Here is a 21,114-nt window from a genome sequence, read left to right as displayed (position 1 = left end):
TAATAAAAATTTCTATAAAAAACTTATAGTTAAATTGTGTAAAGATATTAAAAAGCTCTCAGCTTTCAGCAATAAGCTATCAGCCTAAGTTTACTTAATAGCAGAGGGCAGAAGGCAGGAGGCATTCCCCCCTACCCCCCAGGGCTGTTTCATTCTCAATAGACGCGGGGACACGGAGACACGGAGACACGGGGATAGAGGCTTTTAAGCGACGTTGAACTAAATATTTTCTCAGAGCTTAACGACGCTTATTAGCTGAAAAATCGGCAAATTTTGACAAATTTCACTGTTTAACTATGCCCATTACTCCCGTTCTCCCGCTCATCGTTAATCTACAATACTTTGAAACAGCCCTGCCCTTTGAAAAGCAGAAGGCAGAAGGAAAGATATAGCGTTGTCTGAGTTTTCCACTTTTGATATGTCCTCTCCTTCCCTTCGACTGCGATAAATCCAAAAAATTATGTATAGGGAGATTGAAACTTCTCCTCAACTGTCCAACTTCCTACTTGCTAGGGATAAAAATCCTGAAATAGCCCCGAGCTATAAGATTTCTGGATATTTTAAGGTACAAACCTCAAAGCTGTTGACGGATAATTCCGTAGAAAAAGCCGAAAACTGTTAGTTGAGAGCTTGTTAAAAATCAAATCAAAAAAAATTAGAGAGAGGTCTCTTATGGTAGTAGTAACAGACCGAGTAAAAAATAGACTAACAACGGAGACAAGTACAATTGCTCCTGATACCACGGCCATCCGCTCCCTTGATTGGGACCGCGATCGCTTTGATATAGAATTTGGTTTACAGAATGGTACCACATACAACTCCTTTATCATTCGAGGAGAAAAAAATGCTCTGGTTGATACATCCCATGCAAAATTTCGTCAGTTATATTTAGACATCCTCTGGGGTCTAATTAAACCTACAGAAATTGATTACCTAATTATTAGTCATACCGAACCAGACCATAGTGGTTTAGCCAAAGACATTATCGAACTAGCTCCCCAAGTTACAGTTGTTGGGGCAAAAGTAGCAATCCAATTTTTAGAAAATTTAGTTCACATACCATTTAATAAACAAATTGTCAAGAATGGCGACCAATTAGATTTAGGCAACGGTCACGTCTTAGAATTCGTTTCTGCTCCAAATCTGCATTGGCCAGATACTATTTTTACCTACGATAGCAAAACCCAAACTCTATTCACCTGTGATGCTTTTGGGATGCACTATTGCTCAGACAAGACTTACGATGAAAATCTGAGTGATATAGAAGCAGACTATAAATTCTATTACGAATGTCTGATGGCCCCTAATGCTCGTTCAGTATTGAGTGCTATGAAACGCATGGCAAAACTGGGAGATATCAATACCATTGCCACAGGTCACGGTCCCCTACTACGATATAACTTAGTAGAATTAACCAACCGTTATGAGGAGTGGAGTAAAGCACAAAGCAAAGCAGAGACAACAGTAGCAGTATTCTACACCTCTGATTATGGTTATAGCGATCGCCTCTCCCAAGCAATTGCCCACGGGATAACCAAAACAGGCGTTGCAGTGGAAATGATGGACCTCAAATCTGCCGATCCCCAAGAAGTGCGGGAATTGGTAGAAATGGCAAAAGGAATCGTCATTGGATCGCCACCAACCACAGGTCCGGCAGCTAGTAGTATGGAAACAGCCATTAGCACTATTTTGGCAGCAGCTAACAAAAAACAGGCTTTCGGTTTATTTGAATCTGGTGGTGGCGACGATCTATCTGTGTATCCCCTTGCCAACCAATTAAAAGAATTAGGTCTCAAGCAAGCATTCCCCAATATTCTGATTAAAGAAACTCCTTCAGAATTAACCTACAAATTATGTGAAGAGGCAGGCACCGATGCAGGGCAACTTTTGAGCTTGAAGCAGAATATTAAGCAGATGAAATCTCTTGATAGCGATCTAGATAAAGCTTTAGGTCGTTTGAGTGGTGGTTTGTATATTATCACTGCGACTAAAGGCGAGGTTAGTAGTGCCATGTTAGCTTCTTGGGTAGTGCAAGCTAGTTTTAAACCATTAGGAGTTTCCATCGCAGTAGCAAAAGACCGGGCAATTGAGGCGCTGATGCAAGTAGGCGATCGCTTTGTCTTGAATGTATTGCGGGAAGATAACTATCAAGGTCTCATGCGACATTTTCTGAAGCGCTTTCCACCTGGAGCAGACCGTTTTGCGGGAGTCAATACTCAAACTGCTAAAAATGGTAGTCCGATTTTAGGTGATGCACTAGCTTATTTAGAGTGCGAAGTAGTAAGTCGGATGGAGGCAAGCGACCACTGGATTATTTATGCAGCTGTTGATACTGGGCGAGTTAGTGACTCAGATATTTTGCCTGCGATACATCATAGAAAAGTAGGCAATCATTATTGACATACTCCCGACTATCCCCCTACGGGAGAGCGAGGGATTCTTCAGCCAAAGAAGCTTTGACCGCAGTTTTAACAGAGGTGATGTCCTCCCCCTGTGTTGATAGCAATCCTATTTTTTGGATCAGGAGTGCTGAGTTATAATCTCTGTCTAACTCCTGTCCACACTTAGGACATGAATGCCAACGCTCAGACAAGCTTTTGGAGACTTTATTCAAACATTCCCAACAATACTGAGATGTACCTTTTGGGTCTACTTTGATAATTTTCTTACCTAGCTTCCAGGCAACATACTCTAAGACTTGAATAAACTGGCCAAATGCTGCATCTTGCAAAGACTTATTTAATCCTGATTTAGCTGATTGACCATTAGGTAAAAACTGACGATTTTTTCCTAGTTTAGCTTGACAGCGCCGGACTAAATTTGCTATGTGTAGGTCTTCCAGGAAGATCGCACTTACGTCTGAGAACAGATGATAAGCAAGTTTAAATTGCCAATCAAACCGCTGTCTAGCTATTAATTGATGAAGTCTGGCTATTTTATCCTTGAGTATTTTCCAACCCTGAGAATGCTTAGATTTTTTAGCCAGTCTCACTTGCAACTTAGATAAGCTATTTTCAGATTTCCTGAAAAACTTTGGAGTTTCTATAAACTCTCCATCGCTGGTAACAGCATAATACAGTAATCCTAAATCAATACCTTTTGAGTTCTCGCGCATTGGGTTGAATTTCTGCAACCTCTACAGGTACAGTCCGATCTTCTATTGTGAAACTGATATAATATCCATCTGCCGCGCGTATTATTGTACCTGTCTTAACTTTGAAACTTTCTGGTATTGAGCGATTGTATACTAAAGGGACTAAACCTATCTTTGGTAAATTAACACAGTAACGACCGTTAGCATTCTTGACGATATTAGCATTTGATAACTGAGGATAACTGAAAGAATTATAGTAATGTTTTCCCTTGAATTTAGGTCTACCACTGGTTTTACCATTCTTGTCAGGTTTGGTGAAATTATCCATTGTTGTCTGCACACGCTGGATAATATCTTGCAATACCTGAGAGTGTATAGATTTATATTCAGGGAAGAGTTTTTTTGTTTTCCCTAGGTCTGCTAACTGTACTGGTTCCCAGACTACATAACCATTTATTATGTTGGAATGCTTATCCCCTTTCTTTGTGATTGGATTACCGTTACCATCTTTCTTTCTACCATCTCGTGTTTGTGTTCTAAACTCAGGAATGTTTTGATAAATCTGCTCTACTGGTACTACTGAAACATTAAGTGGACAAGCATTAACTGGTGTGCGCGTTGCTTCAAACCAACTCAATCTTTCAGCTAAACGGTAATTATATTGTTTTCTGGCTAATTCTAACCAATTAGCAATAATCACCGCTTGACTTTTATGAGGTTTTAGCTTGTACTTATATTTCAGTAGCATTACAGAATCTGCCAGAATATCTCACATGGTTATAGTAATGACTGTATATGTAGTTGTCAATAGCTAGCGTAAAATAACTACAGGAAAACCGCAAATTCTGGCCCTGCTTTCCCATACGACGCTCCCCTCCGGGAGATCGCGGGACTTCCCGCCCGCTAATCGTGTGCTTTGCCTGGGGTGCATCGTAGAAAGAGGAAGGCGAAACCGGATAATTTCCGCCCGTCAAGCTACTCGAAATGAAAGGAGACTCTATGAACAACTCTGAAGAAGAATTTACCATTAAACTGCACCCCCGTATTCAAGAGAAAGTTTCCTTGGATATTCCAACAGATACCTTAGCATCTATCAAAAAAGTAGCTGCTAGTCGAGATATGTCTTGTGAGGCGTTACTGAAATTATATATTGGACAAGGATTAAGAGAGGATTTAGCCAAATCTTTTTCTAATCGATTACTAGAGGCAACAGCAGAAGTTTTGGCTAAACATATTAACTCAAAAGCAGAAATATCTGATATTTTAGAAGAAATTCGGAATCAAACAACTCTCTAATAGACATCTCCAATAATTCTCAAGCAATTAGGGCTAGTAACTGTTGGCTATAATCTGGTATTATCTATTTTGGTATACTTGAAAATATTCCTTAAAAGTAAGATAGCTATTTCATGTGTGGCATAGTAGCATTGTTTTCAAACGATGAGCAAATTTCAGAGTCATCTTTAAAACTAGGTATGGATTCCTTAAAGCATCGGGGTCCAGATGGACAAAAGTTTTGGATTTCTCCTGACCGCCGAGTTGCTCTAGGACATACAAGACTGAGTATTATTGATATTAATCATGGTGAACAACCGATTGCTAACCAAGATAAAACTCTACATATAATTGTTAATGGAGAATTTTATGACTTTGAGCGGATACAAGATGATTTGCGACGATGGGGGTATAAATTAAAAACAAATTCCGATAGTGAGATAGCTCTTCATTTATATAACGAATTTGGGACACAATGCCTACATCATCTCAGAGGTCAATTTGCTTTTGTTATTTGGGATGAACGTAATGAATTAATTTTTTCCGCACGAGACCGTTTTGGCATCAAACCCCTTTACTATAGTAATTATCAAAATACTCTTTATATAGTCTCAGAAATCAAAGCTTTACTAGCTGCGGGAGTTCCAGCTTCTTGGAATCATCAAGCTTTTTGGCAAAGTGAACATGGGATTTGGGATTCACACCTGACTATGTTTACTAATATTTATCAAATCCCACCGGGTAATTTTCTCATAGCATCTCGCTCTGGAATCCAACTACAATGTTATTGGGATTTTGATTATCCTTTAATTGATGATTCTTCATCAAACAATACTTCATCTGATTATATTGAACAGCTTCGCTATACATTAGATGAAGCTGTAAAACTACGCTTGAGAGCTGATGTACCCGTTGGATGTTATCTCAGTGGGGGTCTGGATTCATCTACAGTTTTAGGAATAGCAGCAAAGTATAGTAATAAACCCATTCAAGCATTTACTGTCGCTTTTGACGATGAAGCTTATAATGAAGAATCTCTTGCTCGTGAAACAGCGACATATACTGGTACTGATTTAGATGTTATTCTCATTACTCAATCTGACTTAGCCGAACACTTTGCAGATTCAATTTGGCATAGTGAAAAGATAGCTATTGATGCCAGTGTTACCGCTCACTATCTGTTAAGCAAATCAGCAAAAGATGCTGGTTATAAAGTTGTACTTACAGGAGATGGTTCAGACGAAATATTCGGGGGCTATGTTCATTTCCGCCAAGATATGTTGCTTTATAACCAACAAAATCAAGACCCGGAAAGCGTTAAAGTTTTACTAGAAGAATTAAAACTTAAAAATCAAATTTCAGGGGGGTTTTTAATGGCGGAATCACACTCCCATAAAATTTGCCAGACGGTTCAACGTTTGTTAGGCTTTGTTCCATCTTGGATGCAAGCTTTTGCTGAGGGACATCTCAATTTTTTGCCTTTTTATTCACCAGAATTAGTGGCTAATTTTGCCAAAAAAGATGTATATCGTATCTTTTTCAACCAGATCGATGTACAAAGACAACTGCTTGGCAGAGAACCTGTTCATCAATCCCTTTATTTGTGGTCTAAAATCGTCCTGCCTAACCACATTTTACGAACATTCGCTGATGGTGCTGAGATGGCACACTCAATTGAAGGAAGACTACCCTTTTTAGACCACAAAGTTGTGGAATTAGTTCGGAATATACCTGTTTCAATGAAAATTCGGGGTCAGACCGAAAAGTATGTCTTAAGAGAAGCAGCAAAACCGTTCATCACGGAGAAAATTTATAAACGCCAAAAACATCCTTTTCTGACTCCTCCCTCTACTTTCAAGCCCAATGAACCATTACAAGAACTTGTTCAAGATACTCTCAGGAGTTCGGAAATGTCTGATATACCTTTCTATAACCATACAGCAATTATTAATTTACTTGACAAATTACCAAATATGGATGAGAGCAAACGCTCTTCTATGGACGTAGCCTTGATGAAGATGCTGAGTGCTTATTTTCTTCAACAAAGGTTTGGGCTAGTTTAATTCAAAAAACTTACAGTAATGGAGTTTGAGTATAGTTAATAGGCTGCAATAATATCGTAAGGATAGGTTTTCATCCCACATTCCGCACGTCAATTTGTAACATTAAAAGTAGTATAAAAAGCCATCTGGATTCAGTATTTATACGGTATAAATTATCTTCATTGACCTGGATCGAGAATCAAATTATCAGGAAAGTATTAAGTATAAATACTCAATTATCACCACTACTATTTTCTTCTGAATTCTGAATTCTGGATTCTTGATTCTGGATTATTTATACTACATTTTGTCGTGCGGAATGTAGGTTTCATATCGATCTCCTGATATCAAATCCGTTTAATTCGGTATAAAAAAATATTCCATCTTCACCCAGAGCGGAAAGAATTTTTGGAAATAATTCTGAGTTCTCTTCCCTTCTGAATTCTGAATTCTGATTCACTATTCTGGATTCTGAATTCTGGATTCTGAATTCTGATTCACTATCTTATTACACCGATGCTACCGGATTTGATATGACTCCTAATATCATGTCCGTTGGTATCGTTTGTGTATAAAGTTGGGGAAATATCTAGCGCCATATACGGTTGTTCCTTCTCTTAAAGCTTCTTCCTTCTTCCAACTTCGGTCTTCCTTACCTTCTCTATATAATACCGATGCTACCGGACATGATATAACTCCTTTGCCAAGATATCATCAGGCTTCTATAACTCCATTTTAGCATTAGACTTTTTGAGGCGCAGACTAACCCAGACCATTTGTTTGAGCGGTAATGGTACTTCTGGGTGTAGTCCCTCTGATATGTGTTCAAAAGTTTTGATTGAACCAGGATAAACGGCAACTTGCCATCCTTGTTCGGAAAGACAAGCGTTTATAGCGCACTCCTCAAGAAAGTATATTATTCCTAGATGCTGCCTCAGTTCATCCACTTGTGATGTTTCTACCTGTTGAAATCGGTTCAGATATTGTTGAACAAATAAATTGACCAAACCATGAAAAGATTCATTTTCTTTGTAAAGCTTCTCAAGCTCTTCATAATATGTCTTAAAGTCCGATCGCTTCTCAATTTCTGAAGTAGTCTTCAACTGAAATTGACAGTTTCCGGAATACTGCTCGAACAGAGAATAGTTTTGATTAATAAACTGTTCTCCAGTGCGAATTGCCTCTGAACGAGCTTCATCCCCTTTCAATCCTTGTCTTACCTCAATTGTCAGTCGGTATATGGTATCAGTAACTAGGACTAGGCAAGTATCAAAGTGTTCGCTAATCCATTTGATACAACCTTCAATGCGCCCGCGATTGAGAAAATTTTTACTTCTAAGACTGATTCCGAAAATACACTTTTGATACTTAGACAATGAGCTACGTAGGTGAACGGGAGATACTTTATATATACTTGCTTTATAATTATAAATTAGATTATTTTTGGTATTAGTGTTGGTTAAGTATAACTCGTTTCTCTTGAGATCGATTGCTTGATTAATTCTAGATTGAATCAACTTCAACTGCTCTAAGGAAAGCTGATTCCAGTCAAAATTTTCAATAATTGTTTCTCGATCGCTACGACTATTCATACTGTTAAATATTATCAAAATAACATGGTTCTAAAACTCCGCCTTTTAAGGCGCAATATTTTTGGAGCGAAGCTCAAATCTCCTACTTCCCCTCCTGGGAGCTAGGGGTGGGTTAACTTCTAACTTCTGACTTCTGACTTCTAACTTCGTTAATGGGAGCCATCTGAAAAAAAACGAGAAATATGATGCTAAAATCCAGATTTACTGTTGTATTCACAGTTTTTTCAGCTATTAAAAAAGGATAATGACTAACTCATAAGATGAGCCTATCAAAATCCTCTAGAACAAAGTGTTAACCTAAATTGACATACTCCCGAGGTTGCGCATAGCGCGACAACGCGGGATTCTTCAGTCATGAAAAAAATGACCGCTGTTTCGTGTGAGGTGATGTCCTCCCCCTGTATTGACCTTGATAATAACATGCATACCTCCTAGCTTGTCAAAGGTATAGGAAGGTTTTATTTGTGGAGGTATCCGACTCTTGGCCCTGGCTTTCCCATCCCTCCGCTCCCCTAATAGCTGCCGCCACCATCCAATGCTCCGCAAACATGTCGGCGACAGCCGTTAACGCAGTTATGCGAAGCGCAAAACGGGATAGTGCGGGACTTACCGCCAGGGAAGTTAAACTTCGGTTTCAAACAATGCAAGCCGCAGTCGCTCAGTTGATTCTTCCATTTCTGCTAAAGACTCTAGACTTACAACAACACTACGTTCTATTCCTAAAATTTCTGCCGCTTTAGCCACAGCCGCTTTTTCTTTTTCATGGTAACTACCATCAGCCCGACTCATCTTAATCGCTTGATACAGCATAACTCGGCGAAAATTTAGAGGAAAATTATAGCTGATCCCATTTAATAGCTCTTCAATGTTAGCATTTTTCCAATCGAATTGGCGTAGTGCTTCGATGTACTCTTGAGAGTCTACCATCAAAAGCTCTTGTTCATCAACATACCACTGGAATTCAGCTTCTGCTAGTTCGCCATCTGCCCCAGCGATGGCCATCAGTGCGCCACCATACTTCACGGCCATATCAAAATCAATGGATTGAGCATTATTGTATCTCTGCTGGGAATATTTTGTTAGTTGCAGACTTTTTCCACTACTCATATTTCGCTCCTTTAATTGTAGCTTTGAACAACATTCAAACTTATTATATTTCGATTGTTTGTGTCAACCTTTGATACTGGCTAAAGGCTTCTACAACTCCATTTTAACAGTCCGCTTTTTGAAGCGTAGACTAACCCAGACCATCTGCTTGAGAGGTAATGGTACTTCTGGGTGTAGTCCCTCTGAGATTTCTTCAAAGATTTTGATTGAACCTGGATAAACAAGAACTGAGCATCCTTGTTTGGCGAGACAAGTCAATAAAGCTGATTCCTCAAGAAGGTAAGTTGTACCCAAATACATTTTTTCCTTGTTATAATCTTTTTGCTTATTTTCCGCTTTCATCTGCTCATTTCGATTGAGATATATCTGGGCAAATGAGTTGACCATGTTTTGAAAGGATTGGTCTTTTTGATAAAGATGCTGGAAGTTCTGGTAATAAATTTCAAATTCTGATTGCTTCTCAATTTGAGATGCCTTTTGGAACTCGAACTTACAATTTTGGGAGTATTGGTCAAACAGGTAACTGTTTTCATTAATAAACTTCTCTCCAGTCTGAATTGCCTCAAACAAAGCTTCATCCTCTTTAAGTTCTTGTGTAACCTGGATTGTTAGTCGGTATATACTATCGCTAACTAGCACGACGCAAGTCTGAAAGTTTTTGCTAATCCATTTGATACAGGCTTCAATCCGCTTAGGATTGAGAAAATGTTTGCTGCCAAGGCTGGTGAGGAGAACACACTTTTGATAGTCGGACAGTGAGCTGCGTATACGAGTAGGAAAGACTTTAGCTAAACTTGCCTTGTACTCCTGAATTTGCGTCAAGTTTAAGTCCTGTTTCTTAATATCAATGGCTTTACAAATTTTAGATTGAATCAACTTCAACTGCTCTAGGGAAAGCTGATTCCAGTCAAAATTTTCAATGATCGTTTCTTGATCTCTATAACTATTCATACTGTTAAATTTTCTTGGAAGTTGTCTGAAAAAATAATAAATCAGGCGGGAGAAAGTTTTTTTGAGCTGGCGCACAACACATCCTACCAATAACTGTTAAATGTTCTTGGAAGTTATCTGAAAAACAATAAATATTACCCTGAATATCTTAAAATAGGACTATAATAGACTCACTCAGAAGACAAACCTATCAAAGTCTTCTAGAAAAAGGTGTGAACCTGAATTAAACTTCTGTTTCAAATAAAGCAAGTCTCAGTTGCTCAGTGGATTCTTCCAAATCGGCCACAGATTCTAGAGTGATAACCACACTGCGTTCTATCCCTAAAATCTCTGCTGCTTTAGCCACAGCAGCTTTTTCTTTTTCATGGTAACTACCATCAGCTCGGCTCATCTTAATCGCTTGATACAAAATAGTTCGGCAAAAATTTATAGGGAAACGATAGCTGATTCGATTTAATAGCTCCTCAAGGTTGACATTTTTCCAATCGAATTGGTGTATGGCTTCGATGTACTCTTGAGGGTCTACGAACAAAAGCTCTTGTTCATCAATATACCATTGCAATTCAGCGTCTGCTAGTTGGCCATCTGCCCCAGCGATCGCCATCAATACACCACTGTAATTCAAGGCTACATCAAAATCAATGGGTTGAGTGATATTGTATCTGTGCAAGGCATATTTGGTTACTTGTAGACTTTTTCCGCTACTCATATTTTACTCCTTTGATTGTGATAGGGTTGAACTGTATTCAAACTTATTATACTTTGATTGTTTGTGTCAATCTTTAATTAAGCACTCAGTTTTTTTGTGAATTAAGATCGCATCTGTCTAGTTAGATCATGTCTGTTGGTATCGTTTGTGTAAAAGTTAGCCTTGATATCTACAGGAAATTTAAGTGTTTTTCTTACCTGTTGCCTTTCGGAGCTGTTGCCTGTTGCCTATTTACTATACAAGACCGATGCTACCGGACATGATATTACACTAGGGAATCTCAGGCTCGAAAGGAATAGACAAAGAGAATAACTAGAGCTAAAATGCATAATTATCCTAGAACTCTGATTCCGCACGTCAATTTGTCACATAAAAAGTAGCACAAAAATTAGTGGATTGCCAAGTATTTATACTCTATAAATAAATCACTATAATTTAACTGAGACGGGAGCAAAATTATGAGGAATAATATCATGTCCGGTAGCATCGGTATTACATAGTTAAGGTAAGGAAGAAGGAAGAGGGAAGAAGTAGGAAGGCTTAAGAGCAAGAAAAAAACTTAAATTTCCAGATATTCATCTTTGGGTTTATACAAACGCGCCCCAACGGACATGATATAAATATTAATAGCAACTGTCATGATATAATCACAAATGCAGTAGACTTATTCGACTCAACTTTGGTTAATCACTTTAATAAATGGTACTTAGACATTTTACGGTTGAAAAAATACCTAAAAGTCAGTCTAGCTAGACAAGGAAATTACATTAATTCCTGAAAAGAGCTAAAACCCTTGGTAAGTAAAAAATCATGCCTTTTTGACATAAAAATACTTGCCTGTCTATATTCGTTCTTGTTTTCTGCTTATATTTTTTGTCAGTTCTACTAATCAACTAAAACTATGCTACAAACCACCAAAAAAAAAGACGTTCAAATTGTCATAATTGCTGAAGAAACAAAAGTGCTACGGTCTCGCACTTGGGATAGACTAAAATTTGAAGTTGAATATTCTCTACAAAAAGGTACTACTGCTAACTCCTATCTCATCCAAGCTGAAAAAACTGCACTCATCGATCCACCAGGTGAATCATTTACTAAAAATTACTTAGACTCATTGCAACTACGCTTAAATTGGCATCGTCTTGACTATATAATTCTAGGACACTTTAATGCTAATCGTGCTGCTACCCTCAAAGCTTTATTATCCCTCGCACCTCAAATAACTTTTGTCTGTTCAAACCCTGCAGCTTTAACTCTCAAAGACTATTTTAAAGAAGAAGAGTTGAAAATTCAGATAGTTAAAGGTGAAGATACTCTAGACTTGGGCAATGGTCATCAATTACAATTTATTACCACTCCTACTCCTAAATGGCCCGATGGTTTGATGACTTACGACCCAAAAACTCAAATTTTGTTTACTGATAAATTTTTCGGCGCTCATGTTTGCGGAGACCAAGTTGCTGATGAAGGATGGACTATCTACAGTGAAGACCGACGTTTTTATTATGACTGTCTCCACGCTGCTCAGGCAAAACAAGTGCTTTCTACCCTAGACAAAATTTCTGACTTGAATGTAAAATTCTATGCTTCCGGTCATGGACCAATGGTACGTTATGGGATGACTGAGTTAACAAATTTGTATCGGAAGTGGAGTCAAGAACAAAATTCACGAGATTTGAATGTTGCCTTGCTTTATGCTTCAGCTTATGGTAATACTGCTACTATTGCTCAGGCGATCGCTAAGGGTTTAACTAAAGCAGGGGTAGCTGTAGAATCAATTAACTGTGAAGCTACCACGTCTGATGAAATCAAGGAAGCAATTGAAAAATGTGATGGATTTATTATTGGTTCTCCCACTCTCGGCGGTCACGCACCAACTCAAATTCAAACAGCTTTGGGTATTGTACTGAATACAGCTTCTAAGAGTAAATTAACTGGGGTATTTGGTTCCTTTGGTTGGAGTGGTGAGGCTATTGATATTTTGGAAAGTAAGTTAAAGGATGCGGGTTATAAGTTTGGTTTTGAAACTATTCGGGTGAAGTTTAAGCCAGACGATCTGACGCTTCAAACTTGTAAGGAGGCAGCTATTGATTTTGCTCAGACTTTGATTAAGTCTCGGAAACGTCGCGCTCCTAAACCTTCGGCAAGTGCTTCGGGAAGCGATCGCACAGCTCAAGCAGTGGGACGTGTTGTGGGGTCTTTGTGTGTGATGTCTGCCAGACGTGGAGATGTCACCAGTGCGATGTTAGCTTCTTGGGTGTCTCAGGCGACTTTTAATCCTCCTGGGGTTACTGTTGCAGTGGCGAAAGACCGGGCACTGGAATCTTTGACTCATACAGGCGATCGCTTTGTGTTGAATATATTAGCTGAGGGCAAACAATTGAGGAAGCATTTTCTCAAACCTTTTTCACCAGGGGAAGATCGTTTTGTGGGAGTGGAAACTAAGGAAGCTGAGAATGGTTGTCCGGTTTTGACAGATGCTCTTGCTTATTTGGAATGTAAGATAGCAAACCGGATGGAATGTGGCGATCATTGGTTAGTTTATGCAGTAGTGGAGAGTGGTCAGGTCTTGAATGAGGGGGTAACAGCAGTTCATTTCCGCAAGTCAGGTAGTCATTATTAATGTAAAGTTATTGAAGAACTTGTTCTTGGAATATAGTAGGGACTTTCAGTTGAAAGTCTCTACATAAGTAGTAGATGATTGTCAGAAAGAGACATTATTGTTATTGATAGTAAAAAAAAATTGTTCTTCGATAACTGGAATAGTGCGATCGGCGGTAAATAATGTTGTAGGTAATATTCAAATAAGCTATGGATATCTTATTTAGATTTACTGGTTTTTATTATATTCGCATATACTCCAAGTTTTCAAGATGCAAGAGACCTAATTACTTGTTTCTTAAGGCTCAGATGGGGGTTTACAGTCATTTTCTAGAGCTTTTTCGGTGGATCTAAGGTTCTTCGCCATTATATTATGTAAACTTAACCAAGTTTCATATAATTCCGCATCAAAATTGCTTCCACTTTTGAGCGTATCATTGCTATGGTCTCCTTCGACAAAGAATTTACCAGTAGCTTGTGGATCAGTGCTTCCAAATAGACTCCATATTTGTCTAGACTCAGAATCTATGTCTGATGATTCTAGACTATCATAGGGCAAATCCTCTTCATAACACATTTTGATTGTATCATTTTGATCGCCTCCTATCAAAGTATCTTTACTACCTAATCTATCCTTGGGCTTTGATTTTTTGTTTGCTTCTGTATTATTTCCATCTTTACCTGTTTTTGTCATTTTTCTTCTCCTAATATTTACGTTGATTCGGTTAACAGTAACCTTTGCTGTACTTAGAATATTATTACTCTAATTTCCAGCAAAATCAATACAGTTTTATTCAGGTTTACTCAGGAAAAAAATTCAGTTTTATTCAGGTAAAAGTTCAGTTTTATTCAGTTTGATTCAGGTTTGATGTCATAGTCAGTATAATCACTTAGAAATTGCTGAAAAAGTAACATCTCAAGAGTCGAGCACTTATTAATAATTTATACCATTTGGAGCGAAAATTTTGCAATATAGTATTATAGCAATTTTTTGATGTGATATCAAATCAGTTTAATATCATGTCCGGTAGCATCGGTCTTGTATAGAGAAGGTAAGGAAGAAGGAAGAAGGAAGAAGCTTTAAGAGAAGGAAAAATTTTACTTATATGGCAGTAGATATTTCCCCAACTTTTACACGGGACTATACCAACGTACATGATATAATACGATAAGTATTTAACCGGACTATATAACACCCCACCGTCACTTGGGATACCAATAGGGTTAGTGGGGCTAAAATCCTAATTTATCAAATTTTCAGTCCTACTGAGTACTTTTTTAAATTGTTTTAACTGAAAAAACTTAGGCTTGATTTGAACCTACTTCCAGTAATTTTTCCAATCTTGCCGTTGACCAGTATTCAGTGGGATAGGCGATCGCAAAAATAGACGAAAGTCGAACCAACCATGTTACCTGCTTAAAAGTATCATCTTCGTCATCAAATTCATCCGGTGCAACTAAGACCATAATTTCTACAAAATCTTTAGTTACAGTAACGGGGAGACCATAATAAGTTTCCTCAGCTTCAATGCGGACTTTACTACCATTTTCTAATGCTTCTGTTAATCTTTGATAAAGAAGATTAGATTTTTTTGACTTTTGTTTTTTGGCCACAATTAATTATTCTCCCTAAGTCTGATGTTGCAGTTTAGCGCTTTGAACAGCACCCATGTACAACTTCGCCATTAACTTGTTAGCAGTCGCCGCATTTTGCAACAAAGCCAAAGTTAATTGTATTCTGGTTGAATTTTAACTTGACTAAGCAAGTTTTTAACTTCTTTGTCGCTTAACCCCATCTCAATTGCCCGGAAATCCGTACATAGTTGTCATTGACGAGATGTGGGTATTTGGAAATGTCTAGCCCAAAAATGACTAATGACATGAAAAATCTGTCTTTTTCCCAAATCAAAATGTACTATTACTACCGGGACTTAATGCTGAAAAAGCAAATTATGACTAGCAGTCAATATGGACTTTATCTGGGTTTAGCACTTCTATATGATAACTTTCTCATAACCACTATTGGGGATTTGGCTCCCAATATTACAAGAATATTTGACCACAAACTATCTGCAAAAGTTTCTACAGACAATGATATAATGGTATTCTGATTCTTGAGTCTAAAGTAGTGTCTTAGGAAATGCACGCTGTACTTTTCAAATATCTTCTTAATACCATTTATTAAAAGTATTCTTAGGACTTACACATTACAAGGTATTTTCGTCATTGCGACCGATAGGAAAGCAATCTCAAATCTTAGTTTTTCGTACCTCATGCGTAAGTCCTGATCGTTACAAAATTTGCTCTTAGTTTGTTACAATCTTAGTCTAAATCATCACTTGAGCGTGATTTTTATTCGATTTTACTAACTATATAATGAATGATCTAAAATCAATATAGTGACAATATTGGGACTATTTAAACTCAAAAAGGCACATGAATTTAAAAAATAGCTTGAGCGAGGATGAACTTAATAGCTTAATAGAACGGCTTTCTAAAAGAAGAGATGAGCTTGAAGGAAGAGTTACTATTGATTCTGTCAAAGAGAGTCTGAAAGAATTAGGATTATTGCATTTATTTTCGGAAAATGACATAAAGGAGGTTCGTAAACAAGTGAGTAGAGAATTCGCTAGAAAGCAATGGAAAAATCAATTTACTCTGGCCATAATACTAATAATTATAATTGCCCCTCTATCCGCTTTTGGGGGTTATAAACTGAGAGAATATCTTGTTAGTAATTTTCCCCAATTAATCGGTGTTACACCTTTAGCAACAGCATCAGAATTAGAGGAGTTGGAGAAACAAGTAGAATCTGGAAATAAGAGGTCTGAGGAAAAGGTAAAAGAGTTAGAAAATACTAAAGTTCAATTAGAAGTTGAATTGATAAATTATCAGCAGACAAATGATCTACTAAAAACGGAAAATGATAGGTTAAAGAAAGAGCGAGAAGAGCTTAAAAATAATCCAAATCCAGGGAATCTTGTTCAGAGTCCACCTGGGAATTCTTCACAAAAAATCAAATATGAGGGTTTTGTGTTTGAACTTCAGAGCTGCAAAAGAGCTAACGTGAATGCAGATAGTCAAAGTATTCATTGTGCTCTGTTAATCACAAGCACAGAAAAAAATGCCGATTTGACTTTGTATGCTGGATCGGGTAGTCCCAAAAGTAGAATGGTTGAAGCAGGTAAAATATATCTGGCAACAAAAGCTCAATTTGGAACATCCAGCAGTCGCTCTGGTGCTACAGAGAACTTGATCAAAGATGTGCCTATAAAAGGCTATGTTACCTTTGATGGAGTCTCATTAGAAGTTAACAAAATACAAGTCATGGAAATTTTCTTCTGGTCGGATAATAAAATTCGTCTTGAGTTTCGTGATGTTCCTCTGTCTGAATAGTAATAAGCTACAGTTTCAGATGAGATGATACTCAAAATTCATATATAGGACTTACGCAGAGACTATAGACATAGCGCTCAAAACTAAGACGATCTAGTTTTTGCTATATATAGTAGTACCTCATGCGTGAGTCCTGATATATTAAAAGTTCAGTAAATTAACCATAATGACTCTATGACTACAGTTACACTAGAAGAAATTGCCGAGTTCCGCTCTGAGTTGGCAAATTATCCAGAAACATCATTAAAAGAGAAAGCATTAAAAGAACTTGAAGTTCTTGAAGAATGTAATGGCAACCTAGAAGGTGCGACAAGAGTCTTAGCAAGGCGGGCTCAAGAATCAGTTCTGCAAGGAGACTCTTCCATTGATAAAATCCGTGAAACTGTATGTAAACCAGAAATTATTGAGAAGTTGGCTAAAGTAAAAAAGCCTCTGGAAGTATTTTTGCTACTAGCAACTTTCACACCACCTCCTTTCCCTGAAGCAATTGTTACTTTAATGCTATTGAAAAAGGGTGTGGAATATTTTTGCAACTTAGATGAATCTAACACCTAAAATCCTGTCGCAATAAAAGCTGCCCAATCAAAAGGATGGCTAAAAGGATGTGGTTTTTGACAAATTTGCTGACGAAACACATTTAGAGCATCCTCGAACTCAAAATCATATCCTGGTGGTAGTTCAGCAAGAACTTGATTGATTTGAGGTTGATGATGATCGAGGAATTCCTCACAATCTTTTTCAGTCAAATTTCGCATCCAAATTTGTGCTTGGTTGAGAGCGATCGCTACATCTCCTGCTTCTAGTTGGGGATACTTTTTTAAGTTTTCATAGAATTTAATCATCAAAAATGCAGTTGCAAGTTCATCTACTTTCCATAAACTGCTAACAATGCTAGGGCTACCAGCAAATAGGAAAGCACTTGGTAAACCTGTGTATTCATCGCTAGTACTTCTTATTATGTCCACCATACCAGTTTCACAAGCAGAGAGGGTGACAAGACGAGATTTTGTCAGGTTGAGGGCGAATATTTCTGGTAAAGTAAGTCTTCCATCTTCTGAAAAGTTTGAATTTGACTCCTTGGTTTTTGCTAACTTTAAGGCAGACTCTAAAGGCGAAGTCAGGTTAAATTCTGCATGACAGGAGAAGTGAGTGCAATGAGCAAGGGATAATTCCGGATGAGTTTTCATCTCTGCTTTTCGAGCATATTCTCTCTTCAAAACAGTTGTTGATGAGAAGAAGTCGCGGACGGTTTCTACTACTAGATTAGTAAAAACTAAGTCTTCTGTGGGGTCTTGGATAGCAAACAGATTATTGAAATTAGGACGTTTTTGAGTTTGAGTTAGCTGTAATAATTGGCTACTGGGAGCATAGTTAATGCCTCTTTCAAAGCGTTCGAGAAGTAAATCGCCGTTTGCTAGAGGTATAGCATGGAGAGGAAAAAGGTGTAAATAACGATAGGGAATTAGAATAAGTCGGTTGCATTTCGTTTCTTGTTTGTCGAAAATATCATTAACTTGGGCAACAATAGAATTAATGTTTAGTATCTCAGAAAGATGCTTTAGATTAGAAACTAAATTATTTTTCCACGAGTTATAGTCTCTTTGATAAGTTGTGACATACTGATTCATCCAACCCTTGAAAGTTTCTAAATCTTCAGCAGATGATTGTTGAACTACAGGATGAGAGTTATTAGCAGTGACAATAAAGGTAAGAATTTTATCCTCCAGAAGATACCACTCAATAATTGCAGTATGTTCATCAATGAGGTTCTGAATATTCTGGAAAGAAATGGGTTTTACTTCCTGAGTCAGAATAAAATTGGGGTCTATGAGTTGAATTTGTTTGAACAGTTCGTCTCGCTCCTGTCGCGACTGCTGTAATTTTTGTTGTAATTCTTTCTGCGACACCTCTAATAACGACTGCTTGTTATCCCTATTTCCTAATAGTTGGTTGTTAACTACTTCTAACTGTCTTGACAATGATGGAATATCTCGCCGCACTCGGTCTAACTGCTCAATCATATTTTGGGGAACGCCTTTAGGATAGATGTCGCGGTTGGCCAGAAGTTCGACTAGGTTGCGAGCTTTACTCTGTTCAACGTATTCAAGAGCTTCCTGGTTACGACCTAATTTCAGGCAAACTTGCACCATTTTTTGATAGAGTCGATTCCATACTTCTGCCAACTTTTGCTTATCGACTTCTAGTTCTGAGCCATAAAGTATTTCACCCCGCAAGAATCCTACAGTTTTAATAGCATCATCAAAAGCATTGTATGCTTTGTGCAACTGTTCATTTTCTTGATAGACATCACCAAGGTAGAATTGAGCAGTTAAATATGCTTGGGGAAAAGCTGCGGGGGTAAATTCCTGCAAAGCATCTAAAAAACTAGCGATCGCTTTTTCAGCATTTTGCTCGTTTGTGGAGGTAATACGGCTAAGACGAGAATAGGCAAGACCTTGAACAATTTTAGTCCTTACCCATTTTTCAGGAAAAGCATCACGGGTAAATACTTCTAGAGCAGATGCAGAATAGTTAATAGATGCTTTTAAATTTTCTATCTCTGCTCCCTGGAAACGATAAAGATAAGCCAAACTCAGAAGTTTTTGATTTTTAGCCCATGTTTCTGATTCTTTTTTTCTATCTACTTCCTGGGAAATTTCTAATGCACATTTGATAGCCTTTTCCCTATTTTCTTCCTTTTCTTTCTGAATGTAAATGTATGCCAGACTCAAGTTTGTTTTTGCTTCTATCCATTCTGAGCGGAAATTTTTGGCATCAAATTCCTCTAAAGCTGCTGATAGGTGACTAATTGCTATTTCTAAATTTTCTGTATTATCCTCGCGAAAGCGATTCATATAGGCAGCACCCATGTTAACTTGAATCTTTGCCCAAACTTCAGTATTTGTTTCACGGGTATGTACTTCTAAAGCGTTTTGGAAAAAATGGATGGCCTTTTCTATATTTTCCCCTTTTTCTCCCTGGATACGGAAAAGATATGATATTCCTAAATCATTGTTGCAGTTAGCCCAGTATTCAGGAAAGGATTGACGAGTAAAGAATATCAAAGCTATTTCTTGACATTGAATAGCAATTTCTATATTAGTAGCTCGGTTTGCTTTGGGAAAGTCATTAATTAGGTTACCTAAATTCAAAAATAATGCTGCCATTGCTTCTCCTTGCTCTGGAGCAAGTGAGATAGTCTGTTGAGATTTATTAGTAGCTCGGTTTGCTTTGGGAAAGTCGTTAATTAGGTTACCTAAATTCAAAAATAATGCTGCCATTGCCTCTCCTTGCTCTGGAATAGGAGCAGCGGCCAAAGCATTTGGTAGTTTCCTGACTGACGGGTGCTGTAATAATGGCAGTAATGATTTTTCTAATTTTTCTAAATTAGCTTCTAGTAAAGGATAAACTTTTTGTTTGCTAGCACGACTTTTGTCAGTTACATACAGTAACTGTAGGAGAAAATATAGAGATAAAAAATCGTTGTCCCGGATACAACTATATATTGTTTCCATTGAATCTAGGTAAACTTCTTTGTGAGGGTGATTTTCATCAGCGTTGTAAAATAAGCGCAATGCTGTATTTATGATGTAGTCTGGCAATTTCTGGGGTTGTTTAACCATAAATGTTACCCTCGCTAAAAGTATTGTCCTATAAATCAAGTTATTGTTGCTCAATTATATCATCTGTTTTATTCTGCTTCCGGAGAAATATGACTGAGAATAGGGACGCTCCGTGGAACATCCCTACTATAACTACTTATCATTACGCACTGGCAGTGAAGTCTCCATAATTTACATCAACAACTCCAGTCGTGATTTCCGAGACAACATTGGCACTAAGTTAGGTAAAGAATAGTAGTCACCTTTAAAAGTAAAAGTTTCCACTGGTGCTTGCTTCTGCTTAAGTTGACTTTCCACATAATTTAGAAGTCTAACTACCCAAACACACGATAACTACTGATTTCCCCCTTATTAATTATTAATGGCTTTGTTGCATGAAAGTATATAGCTGCGACTAGACTCCCGAGATGTACTTCATAATGCGCGGAAACTGCTGTAATATCATGTCCGGTTGAACAGTTATAAATAAACTATGAAGGAGTCAGGAGTCAGGAGTCAGGAGTCAGGAGGGAAGAAAGAAGAAGAAGGAGAAAGTTTTTTTATCACTAATTATCCGGACATGATATAACTATTGGACAATAGATAAATCAAATATCAATCTCGCTAAACTTAGCGATCGCTCTTCCTATGACTGTATCTAAAATCAAGATAACTATTGGACAATAGTAAATCAAATATCTATCTCGCTAAACTTAGCGATCGCTCTTCCTATGACTGTATCTAA

At 37.7% G+C, this 21,114-nt stretch carries 17 protein-coding genes; 7 read left to right on the top strand and 10 right to left on the bottom strand.

Going from position 1 to position 21,114, the window contains the following annotated elements; translation table 11 throughout:
- Positions 1 to 672: 672 nt before the first annotated feature.
- On the top strand, positions 673 to 2,400 hold the full coding sequence (locus tag F6K54_RS14355) for a diflavin flavoprotein (RefSeq protein ID WP_293078559.1): 1,728 nt from the start codon (positions 673 to 675) through the stop codon (positions 2,398 to 2,400).
- Between the two features lie 19 nt (positions 2,401 to 2,419).
- Here F6K54_RS14355 and F6K54_RS14350 read toward each other — a convergent pair whose 3' ends face one another.
- Both F6K54_RS14350 and F6K54_RS14345 read right to left on the bottom strand, forming a co-directional pair.
- A complete protein-coding gene (locus F6K54_RS14350) occupies positions 2,420 to 3,115 on the bottom strand; it encodes a transposase (RefSeq protein WP_293078558.1) in 696 nt (231 codons plus the stop codon).
- Positions 3,090 to 3,842: a helix-turn-helix domain-containing protein gene (locus tag F6K54_RS14345; protein WP_293078556.1), complete on the bottom strand. Its 753-nt coding sequence runs from the start codon at positions 3,840 to 3,842 to the stop codon at positions 3,090 to 3,092. The genes F6K54_RS14350 and F6K54_RS14345 overlap by 26 nt, the downstream gene beginning before the upstream one ends.
- Positions 3,843 to 4,093: 251 nt before the next feature.
- On the opposite strand from F6K54_RS14345, the gene F6K54_RS14340 reads away from it, so the two are divergent.
- Both F6K54_RS14340 and asnB read left to right on the top strand, forming a co-directional pair.
- A complete protein-coding gene (locus F6K54_RS14340) occupies positions 4,094 to 4,390 on the top strand; it encodes a hypothetical protein (RefSeq protein ID WP_293078555.1) in 297 nt (98 codons plus the stop codon).
- Positions 4,391 to 4,503: 113 nt separating this feature from the next.
- On the top strand, positions 4,504 to 6,432 hold the full coding sequence (gene asnB / locus F6K54_RS14335) for an asparagine synthase (glutamine-hydrolyzing) (protein WP_293078553.1): 1,929 nt from the start codon (positions 4,504 to 4,506) through the stop codon (positions 6,430 to 6,432).
- A 701-nt stretch (positions 6,433 to 7,133) separates the two neighbouring features.
- Here the strand turns inward: asnB and F6K54_RS14330 are convergent.
- The 4 genes from F6K54_RS14330 to F6K54_RS14315 all read right to left on the bottom strand — a co-directional run bounded on the left by F6K54_RS14330 (position 7,134) and on the right by F6K54_RS14315 (position 10,770).
- Positions 7,134 to 8,021 (bottom strand): tRNA-dependent cyclodipeptide synthase, encoded by an 888-nt coding sequence (locus F6K54_RS14330; RefSeq protein ID WP_293078551.1) that lies wholly within the window; start codon positions 8,019 to 8,021, stop codon positions 7,134 to 7,136.
- A 603-nt stretch (positions 8,022 to 8,624) separates the two neighbouring features.
- A complete protein-coding gene (locus F6K54_RS14325; protein WP_293078548.1) occupies positions 8,625 to 9,110 on the bottom strand; it encodes a TerB family tellurite resistance protein in 486 nt (161 codons plus the stop codon).
- A gap of 90 nt (positions 9,111 to 9,200) precedes the next feature.
- Complete coding sequence (locus tag F6K54_RS14320; RefSeq protein ID WP_293078546.1) at positions 9,201 to 10,061, bottom strand: tRNA-dependent cyclodipeptide synthase; 861 nt, start codon at positions 10,059 to 10,061, stop codon at positions 9,201 to 9,203.
- 223 nt (positions 10,062 to 10,284) lie between these two features.
- Complete coding sequence (locus tag F6K54_RS14315; protein ID WP_293078544.1) at positions 10,285 to 10,770, bottom strand: TerB family tellurite resistance protein; 486 nt, start codon at positions 10,768 to 10,770, stop codon at positions 10,285 to 10,287.
- Between the two features lie 901 nt (positions 10,771 to 11,671).
- On the opposite strand from F6K54_RS14315, the gene F6K54_RS14310 reads away from it, so the two are divergent.
- Positions 11,672 to 13,393 (top strand): diflavin flavoprotein, encoded by a 1,722-nt coding sequence (locus F6K54_RS14310; RefSeq protein WP_293078542.1) that lies wholly within the window; start codon positions 11,672 to 11,674, stop codon positions 13,391 to 13,393.
- Positions 13,394 to 13,669: 276 nt separating this feature from the next.
- Here the strand turns inward: F6K54_RS14310 and F6K54_RS14305 are convergent, their stop codons facing one another.
- Both F6K54_RS14305 and F6K54_RS14300 read right to left on the bottom strand, forming a co-directional pair.
- Entirely contained in the window at positions 13,670 to 14,065 is a 396-nt protein-coding gene (locus F6K54_RS14305; protein ID WP_293078540.1) for a hypothetical protein, read from the bottom strand.
- 608 nt (positions 14,066 to 14,673) lie between these two features.
- Complete coding sequence (locus F6K54_RS14300; RefSeq protein ID WP_293078538.1) at positions 14,674 to 14,985, bottom strand: hypothetical protein; 312 nt, start codon at positions 14,983 to 14,985, stop codon at positions 14,674 to 14,676.
- Positions 14,986 to 15,224: 239 nt separating this feature from the next.
- Between F6K54_RS14300 and F6K54_RS14295 the strand changes: the two genes are divergently transcribed.
- From F6K54_RS14295 to F6K54_RS14285, 3 genes are all read left to right on the top strand, one after another.
- Positions 15,225 to 15,482, top strand: a complete 258-nt coding sequence (locus F6K54_RS14295; RefSeq protein ID WP_293078536.1) for a hypothetical protein — start codon at positions 15,225 to 15,227, stop codon at positions 15,480 to 15,482.
- Between the two features lie 325 nt (positions 15,483 to 15,807).
- The gene (locus F6K54_RS14290) at positions 15,808 to 16,767 is read left to right on the top strand and encodes a hypothetical protein (RefSeq protein ID WP_293078535.1); all 960 of its coding nucleotides are present in this window, start codon (positions 15,808 to 15,810) and stop codon (positions 16,765 to 16,767) included.
- A gap of 174 nt (positions 16,768 to 16,941) precedes the next feature.
- Complete coding sequence (locus F6K54_RS14285; RefSeq protein ID WP_293078533.1) at positions 16,942 to 17,322, top strand: hypothetical protein; 381 nt, start codon at positions 16,942 to 16,944, stop codon at positions 17,320 to 17,322.
- Here the strand turns inward: F6K54_RS14285 and F6K54_RS14280 are convergent.
- The gene (locus F6K54_RS14280; protein WP_293078531.1) at positions 17,319 to 20,390 is read right to left on the bottom strand and encodes a CHAT domain-containing protein; all 3,072 of its coding nucleotides are present in this window, start codon (positions 20,388 to 20,390) and stop codon (positions 17,319 to 17,321) included. The genes F6K54_RS14285 and F6K54_RS14280 overlap by 4 nt on opposite strands.
- A gap of 171 nt (positions 20,391 to 20,561) precedes the next feature.
- A complete protein-coding gene (locus F6K54_RS14275) occupies positions 20,562 to 20,687 on the bottom strand; it encodes a hypothetical protein (protein WP_293078529.1) in 126 nt (41 codons plus the stop codon).
- Between the last annotated feature and the right edge of the window lie 427 nt (positions 20,688 to 21,114).

The sequence above is a fragment of the Okeania sp. SIO3B5 genome (assembly GCF_010692555.1).
GTDB lineage: Bacteria > Cyanobacteriota > Cyanobacteriia > Cyanobacteriales > Microcoleaceae > Okeania.
The sequence above is the reverse complement of the archived record's forward strand: the minus strand, read 5'-3'. Positions and strand labels throughout refer to the sequence as shown.